Source organism: Nakamurella endophytica (assembly GCF_014646215.1).
Classification (GTDB): Bacteria; Actinomycetota; Actinomycetes; order Mycobacteriales; family Nakamurellaceae; genus Nakamurella; species Nakamurella endophytica.
Genome location: NZ_BMNA01000001.1, coordinates 344,017 through 357,298 on the forward strand (window position 1 = coordinate 344,017; position 13,282 = coordinate 357,298).

The window sequence follows — 13,282 nt, forward strand, 5'->3', positions numbered from 1 at the left end:
TCGGCGCGGCGGGGCGCCATTGGGGTGGCCGCCGGCTCGCCCACCACCGTCGGGGGCCGTGCAGCCGCGGCCCGCCCACCACCTGGGGCAGCTCAGGACCGGTGTGGGGACCGCGCCGGAAGAGCCCGCAGGGCCGGGGACCACAATCAGCCGGTCAGCGACGAGGCCGTCGCTCTGCTGCGGATCGGGGACCCCATGCACATCGCGACCACCGCCGTCCTGCTCGCGGCGGACGAGCCGAAGCCGTCCGGCAGCACCGCCCAATTGATCATCGCGGCCGTCGTCGGCATCGTGGTCATCGTCGTGCTGATCACCTGGCTGAAACTGCACCCCTTCCTCGCGCTGGCGCTCGGCGCGGTGGGCATCGGCATCGGCGCCGGGCTGCCGGCGGCCGGCGCGGTGACGAGCTTCGGGAACGGGTTCGGCTCGACGCTGGGCAGCGTCGGTGTGCTGATCGGGCTGGGCGCCATGTACGGCAAGCTGCTGGCCGACTCGGGCGGCGCGGACCGCATCGTCGACACGCTCGTCTCCCGATCCGGTCCCCGGTCGCTGCCGTGGACCATGGCCCTGGTCGGCGCGATCATCGGTCTGCCGATGTTCTTCGAGATCGGCCTGGTCCTGCTGATCCCGGTCGTCGTGCTGGTCGCCCGCCGCGCCTCGATCCCGTTGATGCGGGTCGCCATCCCCACCCTGGCCGGGCTGTCGGTCATGCACGGGCTGGTGCCGCCGCACCCCGGGCCGCTGACGGCCGTCACCGCGCTGAACGCCAATCTGGGGTTGACGCTCGCGTTGGGCGTGCTGATCGCCGTCCCCACCGCGATCATCGCCGGCCCGCTGTTCAGCAAGCTGGCCGCGCGCTGGGTCGACGTCCCGGCCCCCGAGCTGTTCCAGGCCGAGTCGGCCGAGCAGGAGCGCCACGAGCTGGGCGACGGCTCCGGTGACGCCGAGCTGCGCGGCGGCGGCACCCGCACGCTCACCCGGCCGGGAGCCCGGGCGAGCGCCGCCACCACCCGGCCGCGAACCGGGCCCGGGGGCGCCGGCGGGGGCATGCCCGCCCGCGGCGGCGCCACACCGGCGCGAGCCGGCACCGCGGGCGGCGCGGCCGCCGACCGGCCCAGGCCCACTTTCCTCGCCGCGCTGGTCAGCATCCTGCTCCCGGTGGTGCTGATGCTGGCCAAGGCGGTCGCGGACGTGGTCGCACCGAAGTCGACCGGCACGGTCAAGTCCGTCGTCGACTTCCTCGGCACCCCCGTCGTGGCGCTGGCCATCGCGGTGCTCGCCGGGATCGCGCTGCTGGGCCTGCCGGCGCGGATGGACCGGGCCCGGATCGCCACCACGCTCGAGCACTCGCTGCCGCCGATCGCCGGCATCATCTTCATCGTCGGCGCCGGCGGCGGCCTGAAGCAGGTCCTGGTCGACACCGGGATCAGCAGCGTCATCGCCGACGCGGCCGCCGGCAGCAAGCTGTCCGTGCTGTTCCTGGCCTGGCTGGTGGCCGTCGCGATCCGCATCGCCACCGGGTCCGCCACCGTCGCGACGGTGACCGCCGCCGGCATCCTGGCGCCCGTCGCCGCCGACCTGTCCAGCTCGCACGTGGCGCTCATGGTGCTGGCGATCGGAGCCGGTTCGCTGTTCCTGTCGCACGTCAACGACGCCGGCTTCTGGCTCGTCAAGCAGTACCTGGGGTTGTCCGTCGGGCAGAACCTGAAGACCTGGACCGTCATGGAGTGCGTCATCTCGGTCTGCGGCCTGGTCGGCGTCCTCCTGCTGAGCCTGGTGCTGTGACGGTGACGCAGCCACCCGACGGCGGAACGGCCGCGGACCCGGAGGCCGACCGGCTGCGCCGCGAGCCGGGGCACCAGCAGCCGGTCCTGGTGGTGATGGGGGTGTCCGGGTCCGGCAAGTCGACGGTCGCCGCGCTGCTCGCCGGCCAGCTGGGGTGGGACCTCGAGGAGGGTGACGACCTGCACCCGCCCGAGAACGTCGCCAAGATGGCCGCCGGGACGCCGCTGACCGATCAGGACCGCTGGCCCTGGCTGGAGACGGTGGCGTCCTGGATCATGGAACACACCATGGCCGGGCTGCCCGGGATCATCACCTGCTCGGCCCTCAAGCGGAGCTACCGGGACGTGCTGCGCGGCCCTGACGTGGTGTTCGTGTACCTGCGCGGATCCCGGGACATGATCGGCGCGCGGATGGCGGCCCGGGTGAACCACTTCATGCCGGCGGCGTTGCTGGACTCCCAGCTGTCCACGCTCGAGCCGCCCGGACCCGACGAGCAGGTGCTGACCGTCGACATCGCCGGCCGGCGGCCGGCGCAGGAGGCGGCGGAGGTGGTGCAGCGGCTCCGGCTGGCGCCCGAGCCCGGGTCCAGCGCACTCGGCGCCTCCCGCCCCGGGACGTCCTCGGTGCCGCCCCGCGGCGGGCGTCCGCCCGGCTGAGGGACGGCCGGCGCCCTCCACAGCCGCGACGACCGCCGGGCGACGAGCCGGCCGACCCGCGGATCAGCGCGACGGCACCGGCCATGGCGGCCGAGTCGCCGGGACAGGCCGGGACAGAGTCGCCGGGACGGTGGCGGCGCTGCGCGGGCACGTCCCGACCCGGGCGGATCCGCCTAGCCTGCGACGGACTCCGCGACGGTGGTGAAGTCGGTGCCCGAGGCGCTGCCGGTGATCAGGTAGGTCAGACCGCCGGTGGTGCGGATCCAGGCCATCTCCGACCGCCGGCCGGGGACGACCGTCCAGGTGGCGCCGCCGGCGTCGATGCTGCCGGTGGCGGAGCCGGCCACGCCCAGCTCCGCCCGCTGCACGGCGTCGGGCGCCCCGGCGGACTCGATCAGCGTGACGAAGGCACCGGACGGGGTGACCCACCCGGCACGGACCGCGGCGGGCGCCGCACCCGCGCCGCCGGGAGGCGTGGTGGTGAAGGAGTTGCCCTGCCAGCCGGACGGGATGTTCCGCGGCGCGACGACCGGGAAGCCCACCACGGCCTGGGCGTTCGCGAAACCGGTGCCGATGTCCGCGCTGGGCACCGAACCGCCGCTGACGCCGCCCGGCGCGAACGAGACGCCGCCCTGGAACAGCGCGATGACGAAGACGCCGACCAGGATGACGGCCATCGACAGCAGCATGTCGCGCAGCGTCTTGTTCCGCCGTCCCGCCACGTCGCCATCGTGCCACGCGGCATCGGCCGCACCCGCCGGCCGCCGCGGGAGAACCGCGGCCACCGACCGCACGCGACCCCTCGACCGCCACCCGCCGGACGAGCACGCCGGCCGCACACCCGCACCGCCCGCCGCGCGGCCGGGCCGTCGCTGTGAGGAAGATCGGGCCGGGCGTGGTGGATCGCCCCGCCGGGCCGCCGATACCGTTGCCGCATGGCAGAACACAACGGCGAGTTCGCCCCTGGGGCCGGTCGACGCCCCTCCACCGCCCTCGACGCACCGCCCGCAGCGACCGCCGGCGGCGGTGGCGCGGAGGCCGGCTTCCGCATCGAGCACGACACCATGGGCGAGGTGCGGGTACCGGCCGACGCGCTGTACCAGGCGCAGACCCAGCGGGCCCGGGAGAACTTCCCGGTCTCCGGCCGCGGTCTCGAGCGCAGCCAGATCCGTGCCCTCGCGCTGATCAAGGGAGCGGCGGCCCGGGTCAACGCCGAGCTGGGCGTCGTGGACCAGGACGTCGCTGCGGCCATCGAGGCCGCCGCCGAGCAGGTCGCGGCCGGCGAGGTGGACGAGCACTTCCCGCTCGACGTGTTCCAGACCGGATCGGGCACCAGCTCGAACATGAACGCCAACGAGGTGATCGGCACGCTGGCCACCCGGTCGCTGGGGCGCACCGTCCACCCGAACGACCGGGTCAACGCGTCGCAGTCCTCGAACGACGTCTTCCCGACGTCGATCCACGTCGCCGCGACCGAGGGCGTCACCCGCGAGCTGGTGCCGGCGCTGGAGCACCTGGCGTCCGCACTGGAGGCCAAGGCCGAGCAGTGGGCCGCCGTCGTCAAGTCCGGCCGGACGCACCTGATGGACGCCACCCCGGTCACCCTCGGGCAGGAGTTCGGCGGGTACGCCGCGCAGATCCGCGGCGGCGTGGAACGACTGCGGTCGTCGCTGCCCCGGCTGGCCGAGCTGCCGCTGGGCGGCACCGCCGTCGGCACCGGCATCAACACCCCGCCCGGCTTCACGACCAAGGTCATCGACCGGCTCGCCGAGGTCACCGGGCTGCCCTTCACCGAGGCGCGCAACCACTTCGAGGCGCAGGGCTCGGTCGACCGGCTGGTCGAGACGTCCGGGCAGCTGCGGACCGTGGCCGTCGCGCTGGTCAAGATCTGCAACGACATCCGGTGGATGGGGTCCGGCCCGCGCGCCGGCCTGTCCGAGATCCACCTGCCGGACCTGCAGCCCGGGTCGTCGATCATGCCCGGCAAGGTCAACCCGGTGCTGCCCGAGGCCACGCTGATGGTGGCGGCGCAGGTGATCGGCAACGACAGCACCGTGGCGTTCGCCGGCACCACCGGGACGTTCGAGCTGAACGTCATGCTGCCGGTCGTCGCGCGGAACCTGCTCGAGTCGATCCGGTTGCTGTCCAGCGTGACCCGGCTGCTGGCCGACCGCTGCATCGACGGCATCGTCGCCGACGAGGAGCGCTGCCTGGCGTACGCGGAGTCCTCGCCGTCCATCGTCACGCCGCTCAACCGCTACCTGGGCTACGAGGAGGCCGCCTCGATCGCCAAGCAGGCGCTCAAGGACGGCAAGACGATCAAGGCCGTGGTCCTCGAGCGCGGGCACGTCGAGTCCGGGAAGGTGTCCGCGGAACAGCTGGATGCGGCCCTGGACGTGCTGTCGATGACGCACCCCTGACCTGCTGCTGACGGGCGGCCGCCGAGGCGGTCCCCGGGGCGTCACCCCCGGCCGGCCAGCGCCGGTGCGGCGCCGACCGGCGGGCAGCAGCGGTCCGGCAGGACCCGGTTCCCCGGTGGACCGGCCACAAGTGGACCGGCCCGACAGGACCCGGTCCCACGGCAAAGCGGTCGGACACGACCGGACTGCACGGGCACGGGCGATCAGCGCCGCGGCGGTCCCGACGGGTCGTCGTCGTCCGGACGCCACTGCTGCGTCGACGGTCCCCCGTCGTCCGGACGCCACTGCTGCTGCCCCTCGTCGTCCGGACGCCACTGCTGCGTCGACGGGCCCTCGTCGGGCCCGGGTTGCGCTCGGCGGCCGCTGCCCTCGGCCCAGTCCGGCCGCCACTGCTCGGTGCCCGGCCCGCTGCCCGGGTCACCCTCCGGGGACAGCGGCGGGCGCGCCGGCTCCGACCCGGGCCGGAACGTCGGCGCGTCGCCCGGCGACCCACCCGGCGAGGGGTACGGCTGCCGACCGGACAGCAGCGGCGGGTTGTAGGGGTCGTCGCGACCCGACAGCAGCCCCGGGTCGGCGCCGAACGGCGGCGGCTCCGGATGGCCGTACGGGCCGAGCTGCGTGGTGGGCGCGTCGGCGTTGGCATCTCGCAGCGCCCGGACCGCCCGCTGGTGCTCCTCGGCGGCCGCCGCGGCCAGGGTCCGTTCCCGCTCCTGCTCCTCGTCGAGCCGGCGCCGGCGCTGGCCCCAGATGAAGATGCCGAAGCCGGCCAGCAGCAGGACCAGGCCGCCGAGGACGAACCAGGGCCACACCGGCCGGGTGTTGGTCGGCGCGGCCGGGGCGGGGATCGGCGGGGCCGCCGACGACGCCGCCGTGCTCACCGGCGCGGAGCTGCTGGCCGGTGTGGACGTCGTCGGCGTCGAGCTCGGAGTCGGCGACGCGGTCGGCGTGGGGGCCGGTGCGGTCGAGCTCGTGGTGGTCGCCGGCGGGGCGGTCACCTCGAACCGGGCGATCCCGACGTTCCGCGACCGCGCCCCGGTCACCTGCAGCACGTGCGTCCCGGGCGCCAGGTCGGCGGGCACGGTGAAGTCGATGACCACGAAGCCGGACTGGTCGACCGTGCGGGACGGCAGCGGGATCGGGTCGGAGAACAGCAGCACCGTCACCTTCTCGCCCGGGTCGAAGCCCAGGAAAGCGACCTGCTGCTGCGCGCCGGCGGCGATGGTGTCGGCCCGGATCGTCTTCGCGGCCAGCGTCGAGGGCGCCGGCCGGGTGGAGATGCTGGTCGGCGGCGGGCTGGACGTCTCCGTCGACGACGAGGTCGTGCTCGACTCCGTCGTGGACGTGGCGGTCGAGGTGGTCGTCGTGGTGGAGGTGCTGCTCGCGGTGGTCGTACGGGTCGTGGAGGCGGTCGTCGGCCCGGTGGTCGGTCCCCCGGCGAACGACACCGGGACGGACAGGGCGCCGTCGTCGCCGCCGGTGGCGGGGCGGGTGACCACCGCGCACCGCGCGGTGGTGCAGTCGGGTCCTGGACCGGAGCCGACGGCCGGCAGTCGCAGCTGCACGGAGAACGCGCCGCCGGGGCCGAACCGGGCGCGCACCCCGCCGCCGTCCGGCGGCGCCGCCCCGTCACCGGTGACGTAGGCCCAGGCCGTGCTGCCGTTCCCGGCCGGCACCGGCCCGCCCACGCAGTCGTCGAGCGACGAGCCACCGGCGGCGCACACGGCGACGAGCAGCGGGACACCGGCGTTGTAACCGCTGCCCGACACGGTGATGCGGGCGCCCGCCGGGTCCAGCGCGGTGGCCGGGTCGACCAGCAGGCGCACCGGACCGCTCGCGGTGGACGCCGGCGCGGCGGCTGCCTCCGCCACGGCTCCGGTGACCGCGGCGCCCGTGGCGGCGGCTCCGGTGACCGCAGCCGCCGTCCCGACAGCACCCGTCCCGGCAGCACCCGGCGCGGCGGCACCCGTCGCCGCGCCGGTCGCCGCGGGAGCCGGGGCGGCCCGCACCGGGGTGACGGTCCCGCCCGGGCCGGCGACCAGCACGCCGCCGGTCAACGCCACCGCGGCCAAACTCCAGGCCAGCCAGCGCCGCGTGCGGGCGGCGGTCCGGGCGTCAGAGGGGCCGCTCACCGGGTCATCACCGGCTCATCTTGACGCACCGGCCGCCGGCCGCACGGACGGCTCACCGCCCGCGACGGCCGTTCGCCGCTCCGCTCAGGCCAGGTCCGGCGACTCCAGCAGCTCGGTGACCAGGGCCGCGATCGGTGACCGCTCGGACCGGGTGAGCGTCACGTGCGCGAACAGCGGGTGGCCCTTGAGCGCCTCGATGACCGCGGCGATGCCGTCGTGCCGACCCACCCGCAGGTTGTCGCGCTGGGCCACGTCGTGGGTCAGCACCACGCGGCTGTTGCTGCCGAGCCGCGACAGCACGGTGAGCAGCACGTTGCGCTCGAGGGACTGGGCCTCGTCCACGATGACGAACGCGTCGTGCAGCGACCGGCCGCGGATGTGGGTCAGCGGCAGCACCTCGAGCATGCCGCGCGCCACCACCTCGTCCACGACGGCCGGCGACGCCACCGCCGACAAGGTGTCGAACACCGCCTGGGCCCAGGGCTGCATCTTGTCGCCCTCGCTGCCGGGCAGGTAGCCGAGCTCCTGCCCGCCCACGGCGTACAGCGGCCGGAACACCACCACCTTGCGGTGCGCCCGCCGCTCCATGACCAGCTCGAGACCGGCGCACAGCGCCAGCGCCGACTTCCCGGTGCCGGCCCGCCCGCCCAGCGAGACGATGCCTACCTCGTCGTCCATCAACAGGTCGAGGGCGATGCGCTGCTCCGCCGACCGGCCGCGCAGGCCGAAGGCCTCGCGCTCCCCGCGCACCAGCCGGACCTGCTTGCCCGGCGTGACCCGGCCCAGCGCTGAACCGGTGCCGCCGACCAGCTTCACGCCGGTGTGGCAGGGCAGCTCCCGCGCCGCGTCGACGTCGATGACGCCGGCGTGGAACAGCATGTCGATCTGCTCGGCGGTCACCGGGACCTCGGCCATCCCGGTCCACCCCGACGGCACGACGTCCTGGGCCCGGTACTCGTCCGCGGCGAGCCCGACGGCGGACGCCTTCACCCGCAGCGGCATGTCCTTGGTGACCAGGCTGACCGTGCCCGGCGCCTTCTCGGCCTGCAGGTTCAGCGCACAGGCCAGGATGCGGGCGTCGTTGCTGTCCGTGCGGAAGCCCAGCGGCAGCACCGTCGGGTCGGTGTGGTTCAGCTCGACGTGCAGCGTGCCGCCGGCCTCGCCGACCGGCACCGGGGCGTCCAGCCGCCCGTGCTCGATGCGCAGGTCGTCCAGGATCCGCAGCGCCTGCCGGGCGAAGTAGCCCAGTTCCGGGTGGTGCCGCTTGCCCTCCAGCTCGGAGATCACGACCAGCGGCAGGACGACCTCGTGCTCGTCGAACCGGTGCAGTGCCCACGGGTCGGACAGCAGGACGGAGGTGTCGATGACGTAGGTCCGCCGGCCGGTGGTGTCACCGGTCGGAGCGGTGGACGGGGAGGCGGCGCTGGCGGGACGGCGTGCGACCACGGGATCTCCTCGGCGGGCGCGGATACGCGCACCCACGGCGGTGGGGCGGCCGGTGGTTCCCCGCCGGGCGCCGGCCGTGGCCGGCGTCCAGGGAGCCCGGTACCGGCCCCCTCGCCTGAGTCGATCCGTGCTCCGCGGCGCGGAGCCTGACCAGCACTGGCACGTTCGGGGCCTCCCGTGTGTCCCGCGGTGCCGCGGTCCACGTGCGGGACGCTACGCGCGGCGCGCCCGCCTCCGCGGCAAGGACGCGCAACGCCGGGTGAACTCTAGGTTTCGGCGCGGCTGCGGCCCGCGACGGGCGTCGGCGCGGTCACCGGGTCGGCGTCGGCGGCCGCCGGCGGCGGGCTCACCGCCGCGGTGCCGGCGGCCAGCGGCAGCACGACCGTGACGCTCAGGCCGCCGCCGGGGCTGTGCCCGGCCATCACCTGGCCGCCGTGCGCCCGGACGATGGCGGCCACGATCGACAGCCCGAGGCCGGTGCCGCCGTGCTCGCGGCTGCGGGACTTCTCGGCGCGGTAGAACCGGTCGAAGATCCGGCCCAGGTCCGCGTCGTCGACGCCGGGCCCGTCGTCGCTCACCACCACCGCGACCCCGTCCTGCCCGGGCAGCAGCGACACGGTGGCGACCGTCCCGGGCGGGGTGTGGGTGCGGACGTTGGCCAGCAGGTTGGCGAACAGCTGGTGCAGCCGCATCCTGTCGCCCTCGACGACGACCGGCCGGCCGTCGCCGACGAGCCGCCAGCTGCGCGACGGGTCGATCACCGCGGCGTCGTCGACGACCCCGCCGAGCAGCTCGGACAGCTCGACCGGCTCCCGGTCCGGGGTGGCCGAGGCGTCGGCGCGGACCAGGGTGAGCAGGTCCTCGACCAGCGCGCCCATCCGCCGGGCCTCGAACCCCATCCGGTCCATCGCCCGCCCGACCGCGGCCCGGTCGGGCAGCGCTCCGGCGGCGTACAGGTCGGCGTAGCCCTGCACCGCCGCGACAGGCGTCCGCAGCTCGTGCCCGGCGTCGGCGAGGAACTGGCGCAGCCGATCCTCGCCGCGGATCCGCTCGTCCAGCAGGGCGCCGACGCCGTCGAGCATGCCGTTGAACGCGGTCCCCAGCCGCCCCACCTCGGTGCCCGGGTCACCGGCGTCCACCCGGACCTGGAGGTCGCCGGCGGCGATGTCGTCGGCGGCGGAGGCCATGACCTCCAGCGGCCGCAGCTCGCGGCGGATGACCAGGCTCGCGGTGGCGCCGAGCAGCACCAGCAGGCCTGCGGTGACCAGCAGCTCCAGGAGCACCAGCCGGCGCACCGTGGCGTTGATGTCGCTGATCGGCGACCAGGCGACCAGGAAGCCGCCGCGCTGTCCGCCGACGGTGGCCGGCACGGCCAGGATCCGGTACTGGCGGCCGGTGTCCACGTCGACCACGGTCCCCGGGACCACGGTGGGCGGCGGGAACCCGACGGCGGGGTTGCTCGCGCTGTCCTGCGCCGGCCGGACCACGACCTTGGCGATGCCGGTGGCGGTGACGACGGACCAGCCGATCTCGCCGCGCAACGGGTTGTCGTTGCTGATCTGCGCCAGGCTCTCCGGATCCAGCTGACCGCCCGAGGACGCCCGGGGCAGCGCGGACACCACGCTGGTCAGCGTCGTGTCCCGGTCGCTGAGCAGTGAGCTGCGCAGGTTGAGCGGCAGCAGCACGTCCACCGCCGCCAGCGCCAGCGCCGCCACGGCCAGCACCAGCGCGATCAGCCGGGCACGCAGCGTCCACCGGGAGCGCGGCGGGTGCGGCAGCAGTGGCAGCCCGTGGTCGGCGAGGGCACCCGGGTGCGGCGCCGGCGGACCCGGCCGCGCCGGTGCCCCGGGCGTCAGCGGGCCGGCTGAAGAGGGGGCCACCGGGTCGGTGCGGTCCTGCCGGCCCGACGTCATCGCCACGCCGGGGCGGGGTGAGGGGTCCGCCGCATCCGGCGCCGGCTGGGACGGTTCAATGCCGCGGCGCGCGCAGCACGTAGCCGAACCCGCGGTGGGTGTGGATCAGCGGCTCGCCCTCGGCGTCGACCTTGCGCCGCAGGTAGGAGATGTAGGTGGCGACCACCGAGTCGTCGCCGTAGAAGTCGGTACCCCACACCGCGTCGAGCAGCTGCTGCCGGGACAGCACGACGTTGGCGTTGATCATCAGGTACCGCAGCATCTTGTACTCGGTCGGCGCCAGGTCGATGTCCCGGCCGGCGCGGGTGACGTGGTACGTCTCCGGGTCCAGCTCGAGGTCGCCGACCTTGAGCACGCCGTCGCCGGAGTCCTCCGGCCGCACCCGCCGCAGCACCGCGCTGACCCGGGCGGCGAGCTCCTCCAGCCCGAACGGCTTGGTGACGTAGTCGTCCCCGCCCGCGGTCAGCCCGGCGATCTTGTCCTTGGGCGTGTCCAGCGCCGACAGGAACACCACGCCGGCGTCGATGCCCGCCGCGCGTACCCGCCGCATGACCTCGAGCCCGTCGAAGTCGGGCAGCATGACGTCGAGGATGATCAGGTCGGGACGCACCTCGCCGGCCACCCGCACCGCCTCCCGGCCGGTCGCGGCGACGTGCACCTCGTACCCGAGGAATCTCATCGAGGTGGCGACGATGTCCTGCAGCGAGGGCTCGTCGTCGACCACCAGCAGCTTGGCCTGCGTCGTCATGGTTCGGGATTCTCCCCCGCCGGCGGAGCGGACCGCCGCAGGACCGGTCGATTGCACCGGACCAGCACAGCGGAGCCCCGGCCGGAGGGCATGGCAGGCAGGTGGGAGCCGCCTGGGAATCCGGGTCCGGTCAGCCGCCGCTGCCGGCCGGCGACAGGGTCACCACGACGACCAGGCCGCCGACGACGAGGCCGGTGCCCAGCCAGGTCCAGACGTTGGTGTGCTCGCGCAGCAGCACCGAGCTCGCCAGCAGGATCACCAAGAACCCCAGGGCGTTGAACGGGTACGCCTGGCTCAGCGGCACCCGGGACAGCGTCAGCAGCCAGGCCACCGCGGAGAGGGCGAACACGGCCAGCCCGCCCAGCACCCACGGCGAGGTCGCGGCGGTGACCAGCAGCGACCGGTCGGACGAGCGCGCCCGCTCCGCGGCCCCGTTCATGCCGTGCTTGAGCAGCAGCTGGCCGGTGGCGGCCAGCGCGACGGCCACCAGCAGCACGGCCAGGTTGGCCGCGGTCACCCGGCGCCGCCCACCGGACGCCCGGCCGACCGGACCGGCCACCGGGACCGGCGCGGGTCGACCGGCACCGGCGCTGGCGTCGCGCTGCTCACGCGGAGGCATATCCGGACCGGCCCGGGGCGCGGTCGGTGGTCGCGCTGTGCGGCACCTTGACCACGTCCGCCCGGACGGTGTCCTCGGCGTGCGGCACCAGCTGGAAGACGTGCTGGTACCCGAACAGCGTCGGCCGCAGCCGGACCAACCGGTCGTCGACGGCGCGGACGGCCGCCGTCAGCCGGCCGCTGCCGCCCACCGGGCCCAGCGGCAGACCGGTCGCCGACTCGGCGACGATGTCGAAGCCGCAGTCACGGACCATCCGGCGCAGCAGCGAGCGGGTGAAGAACCGCAGGTGGGTGTTGTCCAGGATGCCGCGGCGGTCGTAGCCGAAGATCCCGAGCGCGACCCGGGACCGCGGGTACCAGTGCCCGAAGTTCGGCACCGAGAGCACCAGCCGGCCGCCGGGCCGCAGCAGTTCCCGCACCTGCCGCAGCAGGTCCTGCGGGTGGGACAGGTGCTCGATGATGTCCCCGGCCACCACCACGTCGTACCCGGAGCCGATCTCGGGCGGCAGCGGCCGCTCGAGGTCGGCGCGGTGGAACTCGTCCGTCCGGTCGCGGACCCCGAGCAGCTCGAGCGCGTCCACGCCGACGACGGTGTGCCCGGCCGCCCGCATCTGCTCGGCCAGCACCCCGGCCGAGCAGCCCAGGTCCAGCACCCGGGACGGCGGCAGCCGGCGCAGCATGTCCAGGATGATCGTGTGCGAGGACCCGTCGCCCTCCTTGAAGGCGTACTCCTCGGGCGTCGGCACCCAGGGCGCCGTGCCGAAGCCGCGCGTGGCCAGTTTGTACTCGACGACGTCCTTGAGGACGTCCTTGGCGTACCGGACGCCGTCGACGTAGCAGATCTCGTCGCCGTAGAACGTCGGGATCGGGATCTCCAGGATGCGCCCGCCGGCGTGCACCACCTGGGCGATGATCTGGGTGTCGAAGTCGAAGCCGTCGCTGTTCGAGGTGAACGGCACCGCGGCCAGCATGCTGGTCCGGTAGGCCCGGTAGCCGCTGTGGAACTCGGTCAGCGACAGCCCCAACACCCGGTTCTCGACCGTGGTCAGGATCCGGTTGCCCCACCGCTTGTAGAGCGGCATGCCGCCGCGGCGGGCCGCGCCGCGGTCCATCATCCGCGAGCCGAACACCGCGTCGACGTCCGGATCGTCGAACGGGGCGACCATGTCCGGCAGGCACTCGGGCGCGTACTGGCCGTCGCCGTGCAGCAGCACCACGACGTCGAGGCCGCGCTCGATGGCGAGCGAGTAGGCGGCCTTCTGGTTGCCGCCGTAGCCGAGGTTCTTGGTGTGCCGCAGCACCGTGGTGGGCGGCGTCTCGGGCCGCTCGGCCCACAGCCGCCCGAGCTCGAAGGTGTTGTCCCGGCTGGCGTCGTCGCAGACGATCACCTCGGCGATGCGCGACCGGAAGTCGACCGGGATCCGGTCCAGCGTCTCCAGCAGCGTGGTGGCGGCGTTGTACGCAACGACCACGATGCCGATCCGCAGCTCCGGTCCGGTACGGCCGTCCCGGACCAGCCTGCCCTGGGGCCGCGCGCTGCTGCCCGTCGCCGTCATCCGATGCCCTC

Annotated in this window: 10 protein-coding genes; 3 read left to right on the forward strand and 7 right to left on the reverse strand. The window is 74.8% G+C overall.

From position 1 onward, the window contains the following. Positions 1 to 195: 195 nt before the first annotated feature. Both IEY37_RS01560 and IEY37_RS01565 read left to right on the forward strand, forming a co-directional pair. Positions 196 to 1,785 carry a GntP family permease gene (locus IEY37_RS01560; RefSeq protein WP_188939736.1) on the forward strand — a complete coding sequence of 530 codons (1,590 nt, stop codon included), beginning with the start codon at positions 196 to 198 and terminating at the stop codon, positions 1,783 to 1,785. Between the two features lie 95 nt (positions 1,786 to 1,880). Beyond that, positions 1,881 to 2,441 (forward strand): gluconokinase, encoded by a 561-nt coding sequence (locus tag IEY37_RS01565; RefSeq protein ID WP_188940140.1) that lies wholly within the window; start codon positions 1,881 to 1,883, stop codon positions 2,439 to 2,441. Positions 2,442 to 2,614: 173 nt separating this feature from the next. Here IEY37_RS01565 and IEY37_RS01570 read toward each other — a convergent pair whose 3' ends face one another. After that, positions 2,615 to 3,163 (reverse strand): DUF4245 domain-containing protein, encoded by a 549-nt coding sequence (locus tag IEY37_RS01570; protein WP_188939737.1) that lies wholly within the window; start codon positions 3,161 to 3,163, stop codon positions 2,615 to 2,617. Positions 3,164 to 3,376: 213 nt separating this feature from the next. On the opposite strand from IEY37_RS01570, the gene IEY37_RS01575 reads away from it, so the two are divergent. Then, positions 3,377 to 4,861 carry a class II fumarate hydratase gene (locus tag IEY37_RS01575; protein WP_188939738.1) on the forward strand — a complete coding sequence of 495 codons (1,485 nt, stop codon included), beginning with the start codon at positions 3,377 to 3,379 and terminating at the stop codon, positions 4,859 to 4,861. 203 nt (positions 4,862 to 5,064) lie between these two features. Here the strand turns inward: IEY37_RS01575 and IEY37_RS01580 are convergent, their stop codons facing one another. From IEY37_RS01580 to IEY37_RS01605, 6 genes are all read right to left on the reverse strand, one after another. After that, positions 5,065 to 6,990, reverse strand: coding sequence for a chromosomal replication initiator protein DnaA (locus tag IEY37_RS01580; protein ID WP_188939739.1), 1,926 nt, complete (start codon positions 6,988 to 6,990; stop codon positions 5,065 to 5,067). Positions 6,991 to 7,074: 84 nt separating this feature from the next. Further along, the gene (gene phoH2 / locus IEY37_RS01585; RefSeq protein WP_229673531.1) at positions 7,075 to 8,436 is read right to left on the reverse strand and encodes an RNA 5'-3' helicase PhoH2; all 1,362 of its coding nucleotides are present in this window, start codon (positions 8,434 to 8,436) and stop codon (positions 7,075 to 7,077) included. 266 nt (positions 8,437 to 8,702) lie between these two features. After that, on the reverse strand, positions 8,703 to 10,349 hold the full coding sequence (locus IEY37_RS01590) for a sensor histidine kinase (RefSeq protein ID WP_229673739.1): 1,647 nt from the start codon (positions 10,347 to 10,349) through the stop codon (positions 8,703 to 8,705). Positions 10,350 to 10,404: 55 nt separating this feature from the next. Then, the gene (locus tag IEY37_RS01595) at positions 10,405 to 11,097 is read right to left on the reverse strand and encodes a response regulator transcription factor (protein WP_188939741.1); all 693 of its coding nucleotides are present in this window, start codon (positions 11,095 to 11,097) and stop codon (positions 10,405 to 10,407) included. 130 nt (positions 11,098 to 11,227) lie between these two features. Next, complete coding sequence (locus IEY37_RS01600) at positions 11,228 to 11,614, reverse strand: DMT family transporter (RefSeq protein WP_188939742.1); 387 nt, start codon at positions 11,612 to 11,614, stop codon at positions 11,228 to 11,230. Positions 11,615 to 11,702: 88 nt separating this feature from the next. Next, positions 11,703 to 13,271: a bifunctional glycosyltransferase/class I SAM-dependent methyltransferase gene (locus IEY37_RS01605; RefSeq protein ID WP_188939743.1), complete on the reverse strand. Its 1,569-nt coding sequence runs from the start codon at positions 13,269 to 13,271 to the stop codon at positions 11,703 to 11,705. Positions 13,272 to 13,282: the final 11 nt, after the last annotated feature.

Excerpts from the sequence above, each read along its gene's own strand:
- IEY37_RS01590 (WP_229673739.1), bottom strand. The coding sequence starts at position 10,349 with ATGACGTCGGGCCGGCAGGACCGCACCGACCCGGTGGCCCCCTCTTCA.
- IEY37_RS01575 (WP_188939738.1), top strand. The coding sequence starts at position 3,377 with ATGGCAGAACACAACGGCGAGTTCGCCCCTGGGGCCGGTCGACGCCCC.
- IEY37_RS01595 (WP_188939741.1), bottom strand. The coding sequence starts at position 11,097 with ATGACGACGCAGGCCAAGCTGCTGGTGGTCGACGACGAGCCCTCGCTG.
- IEY37_RS01560 (WP_188939736.1), top strand. The coding sequence starts at position 196 with ATGCACATCGCGACCACCGCCGTCCTGCTCGCGGCGGACGAGCCGAAG.
- IEY37_RS01565 (WP_188940140.1), top strand. The coding sequence starts at position 1,881 with ATGGGGGTGTCCGGGTCCGGCAAGTCGACGGTCGCCGCGCTGCTCGCC.
- IEY37_RS01605 (WP_188939743.1), bottom strand. The coding sequence starts at position 13,271 with ATGACGGCGACGGGCAGCAGCGCGCGGCCCCAGGGCAGGCTGGTCCGG.